Source organism: Klebsiella sp. MS 92-3 (assembly GCF_000195655.1).
Taxonomy (GTDB): domain Bacteria; phylum Pseudomonadota; class Gammaproteobacteria; order Enterobacterales; family Enterobacteriaceae; genus Klebsiella; species Klebsiella pneumoniae.
This window is the reverse complement of sequence record NZ_GL882760.1, coordinates 8,627-12,653: the sequence shown is the minus strand read 5'-3', so window position 1 is coordinate 12,653 and position 4,027 is coordinate 8,627. Positions and strand designations below refer to the sequence as shown.

Genomic DNA, 4,027 nt, shown 5'->3' with positions numbered 1-4,027 from the left:
CCCCCCCCCCCCCGCCGGGGGGGGGGGGGGCGTGGCCCCCCCCCGCCCGGGCGATTTCTCAAAGTGGCACGAAGAACCTGAACCGCGCCCCGCTTACCGACTCCACCAGTCTGATATCTCCCCCGTGCAGCTCCAGCATTCGTTTTACAATCAGCAACCCTAACCCACCGCGATCCTCCCGCGATGCCTGGGTAGACAACGCCGACGGCCGCTGGAACAGATCGTCGCGCAGCGCGGCATCGACGCCCGCTCCGTTGTCTGCCACTTCGACCTGAAGCTGTTGATTCTCCTGCCAGACCGCCAGACGGATCTCCCCGCCGACGGGAGTATGCCGCATCGCGTTATCGAGCAGGTTGGTCACCACCCTCTCAATCATCGACACATCGGCGTTAATCAGCGGCAGCGGTCCCGGTACATCAATATGCAGGTTCACCTCACGCGTGCGGGCAGTTAATTCAAACTTCTGCGCCACGTCGGAAATCAGCTCCCCCATCGCGAAACGCTCGCGCTGCGGCTTAATGCCTCCATGCTCCAGTCGCGCCAGCTCAAACAGCTGCTGCGAAAGATGGCGCACTTTGTTGCCCTGGCGCAGGGCGATGGTGAGATACTGCCTGCGCTCCTCGGCGGTCAGCCATTCATCCTTCAGGGTCAGCGTTTCCAGATACCCCAGCAGCGAAGTCAGCGGCGTGCGCAAATCGTGAGAGATATTGGCCACAAATTCACGGCGCTGGCGATCGCTGTCGGCCAGCCGATCCCACTGATCGGCAATCTGCCGGGCAAGGTCAATAAAGCGGTTCTCGAGCACCGCCACCTCGTTACCAGGCCGGGGCTCCGGCCTGCGGGCCGCCAGGGTTTTGATGGCGCTGATGCTGTCCTGGCCGCTCGCCGCCACCTGGGCGGTGAGCAGGCGGACCGGCCGGGTGACCCAGAACCATGCCAGCCCCCCTGCCAGCAGGCCAAACAGGGCCACCAGCAGCAGCGTCCACAGAACAATGCTCCACAGCGTTTTTTGCCAGGCGTCGGCCGCCAGCTGATTAAACGTCTCCCCCTGCAAAATGATATACAGGTAGCCGCGCAGTTGGCCGTCGACGCGCAGCGGGGCGGCGCTGAAGACTTTTCGTCCGTCGGGACTGCGCGGATCGTCGCCATACACCGGCGACGCACTGCCGGTGAGAAAAGCCTGCACCGGCGCCATGTCGATACGCTGGCGCTGGATATGGCCCGGCGGCGCCGCATCGGCCAGCAGGTCGCCATCCGGCGACAGCAGATAGAGCTCCACGCTGGGATTAAAGGTCATCAGTCGGTCAAACAGCGACTTCAGAGTTTGCCGGTTGACCTCGCCGTGGGCGTCCAGCAACGGCTCGCGGGCGACAATCTGTTGAGCCAGCCCGGACGACAGACGCTGCACCATGGCGTTGCCATACTGCGCGCTGCTGTGTAACTGGACGGCGCATACCGCCACCGCGCATAGCATCAGCAGGGAAACCACCACCAGCGCCAGACGTTGGCTGAGGCTCAGGCGGCGGATCACGGGGCGGCCTCTTGCGTCACCGGGGCGAACTTATAGCCTTTTCCCCAGACGGTAAGAATGATGTCCGGCTCGGCCGGGTCACGTTCGATTTTACTGCGCAGGCGGTTGATATGGGTATTGACGGTATGCTCATAGCCCTCGTGCTGATATCCCCAGACCTGCTCCAGCAGCGCCAGGCGGGAAAACACTTCCCCGGGGTGGCGGGCGAAGTAATACAGCAGGTCGAATTCACGCGGCGTGAGGTCCACCGTCTCGCCGCGCAGCTTCACTTCGCGCGACAGCGGGTCGATGCTCAGGCCATGGCAGGACAGGCGCCCGGCGTCCATCAGCAGATTCTGCCCCATCGCCTCCTGGCGACGAAACAGCGCTTTGACGCGGGCGATAAGCTCCAGCAGTGAAAAGGGCTTCGCCAGATAGTCGTCGGCGCCCATCTCCAGGCCCAGCACGCGGTGCATTTCACTGGTGCGAGCGCTGATGATAATCACCGGCAGGTAGCGGGTCATCTGGCGGATACGCCGGCAGATCTCCAGACCATCGACGCCGGGCAGCATCAAATCGAGGATCACCGCATCCCAGACCTGCGTCTCCAGCCGGGCGAGGGCCTGGCCGCCGTCGGCTTCATGGACGATCTGATAGCCCTCATCCTGAAGATTGAGCCGCAGCAGCGTGGCTATATCCTCGTCATCTTCCACCAGCAGAATGGTTTTGGCCATTAGATTCCCCCCACCAATAACAAAACATGCTGCCTCAAGCTTACCCGATTTCAGCGGCGCAAAGCCTTCACATTTTGTTTAAACTTCGCGGACCAGCAGGGTCAGCACTTCGTAGTGGGCGGTGTGGGGGAACATATCAAACAGCTGGACCCGCTCAACGCGATAGCCGCTAAGACGAGCGATATCGGTCGCCATGGTGCGGGCGTTACAGCTGGAATAGATAATATAGGGCGGCGCCATGCGGCTTAAATAGTCGCATAGTTCAGCGCCAATACCGCGGCGCGGCGGGTTAACCAGCACCAGCTGCGGGGCATCCGCTTCGTGAGTGGCGAACTGCGTGGAGTCCAGCGCCTGAAAATGCAGATTGCTGAGCCCCAGCTGCGCGGCTGACTGTCTGGCGCAGGCGATGGCTTCCGGGGCGATCTCGATACCGGTCAGGCGCATCGTCGGCGTCGCGCAGTGCAGGCCAAATCCCCCAACGCCGCAAAACAGATCCCACATATGCTGGACCGGCAGCGCGCGCACCCAGTCGCGGGCCGTGGCGTACAGCCGGCTGGCTACCGCCGGATTGGTCTGAAAGAAGCTTTGCGGGCGGATCCACAGCGGCACCTCATTAAAGACCTCCCCCAGCGCCTGCTGTTCGGTGAAGAAGATCTCCTGCTCGCCTTCCATGATTGCCATATGCACCGGCTGGATATTCGCCGTAATCACGCTGAGCTGCGGCAGCTGTGCCTGTAGCCACGGCAGCGCGGCGCGCAGCTGAGCCACCTTGGCCTCTGAGCGCAGCACGAAGCGCAGCATCATCTCCCCCTGCTGGCTGGCGGTCAGCAGCAGGTATTTCAGCTCCCCGCGTTTGCGCGCGACGTTGTAAGGTGTTAACCCGGCGCGGGCGATAAAGGGCTTCAGGGCAGCAAAAACCGGGGCAAACTCGGCGGGATAGAGCGGGCAGTCGGTGAGGTCCACCGGAGTGCCATCGCGGTGCAGCATCCCCAGCAGCGGACGCTCAACGCTGCCGCTGACCACCATTTTAGCCTTGTTACGGAAAGTCGCCTCCGGCCCGCTGACCGGCTCGCCCCAGGCTGCGACCGGGATCGCCGCCAGCAGCGTGCGCAGATCGGCCATTTTATCGGCGAGCTGTTGCGGGACCGGCCGCTCCAGCCATTGACAGGAGCGGCAACGGCCGGCGTCGTAGAGTGCGCAATGCATAATTGACCTTCAAAAATCCAGGGGCGGGGATTGTATCACCGTTATTGCAGGCGGAAAAAGCGACGGCAGTTCGCCGGCACGAACAGCAGCGTCAGAACCAGCAGATCCGGCAGTTTTTGCATCACCAGCGAGTGGAAAATTTCTCGTTTTGATTCCCCGGGAATGCTGAACAGCTCCGGATACCCGTAGCCCAGCGATGCCGCCCACAGGTAGCCGGCAGCGATAATCTGCGTCAGCAGATAGATCCAGCGCGCCCAGTTGCGCCCTTTCACCAGCGAGAATGCGCACCAGATTTCGATAAACACCAGCGCCAGGCTGCCGAGGAAGACCAGCGTCAGGTTCCAGGTCTGAACGCTGCGGTGTATGAATTCGTTCAGCCCCTGCAGGCCCAACAGATTAAGGATCATCAGCAGATCCAGGCCACGAATCAAAATAATAGCAAAGGCCGCCACCTGCACCAGCGCAGGGACGTTAAGGCGGGCATGCGATGAGCGAGTTTTCGTAAACAATCCCAACGTAATGTCTTCCATGAAAACCGGGGCCCCCCCGCGGGGGGGGGCGCGGGGGGGGGGGGGGG

4 protein-coding genes are annotated in these 4,027 nt (G+C 62.3%); all 4 read right to left on the bottom strand.

The window, feature by feature from the left end; genetic code table 11:
- Positions 1-58: 58 nt before the first annotated feature.
- Positions 59-1,531, bottom strand: coding sequence for a sensor histidine kinase (locus tag HMPREF9538_RS21420; RefSeq protein WP_002896382.1), 1,473 nt, complete (start codon positions 1,529-1,531; stop codon positions 59-61).
- A complete protein-coding gene (locus HMPREF9538_RS21425) occupies positions 1,528-2,244 on the bottom strand; it encodes a response regulator transcription factor (RefSeq protein ID WP_002896380.1) in 717 nt (238 codons plus the stop codon). The genes HMPREF9538_RS21420 and HMPREF9538_RS21425 overlap by 4 nt, the downstream gene beginning before the upstream one ends.
- 78 nt (positions 2,245-2,322) lie before the next feature.
- On the bottom strand, positions 2,323-3,450 hold the full coding sequence (gene rlmC / locus HMPREF9538_RS21430; RefSeq protein ID WP_009484284.1) for a 23S rRNA (uracil(747)-C(5))-methyltransferase RlmC: 1,128 nt from the start codon (positions 3,448-3,450) through the stop codon (positions 2,323-2,325).
- A gap of 41 nt (positions 3,451-3,491) precedes the next feature.
- A complete protein-coding gene (locus HMPREF9538_RS21435; protein ID WP_002896376.1) occupies positions 3,492-3,980 on the bottom strand; it encodes a YbjO family protein in 489 nt (162 codons plus the stop codon).
- Between the last annotated feature and the right edge of the window lie 47 nt (positions 3,981-4,027).

Bases quoted from the DNA above. Each gene is read 5' to 3' on its own strand.
- rlmC (WP_009484284.1), bottom strand. From the start codon at position 3,450: ATGCATTGCGCACTCTACGACGCCGGCCGTTGCCGCTCCTGTCAATGG.
- HMPREF9538_RS21425 (WP_002896380.1), bottom strand. From the start codon at position 2,244: ATGGCCAAAACCATTCTGCTGGTGGAAGATGACGAGGATATAGCCACG.
- HMPREF9538_RS21435 (WP_002896376.1), bottom strand. From the start codon at position 3,980: ATGGAAGACATTACGTTGGGATTGTTTACGAAAACTCGCTCATCGCAT.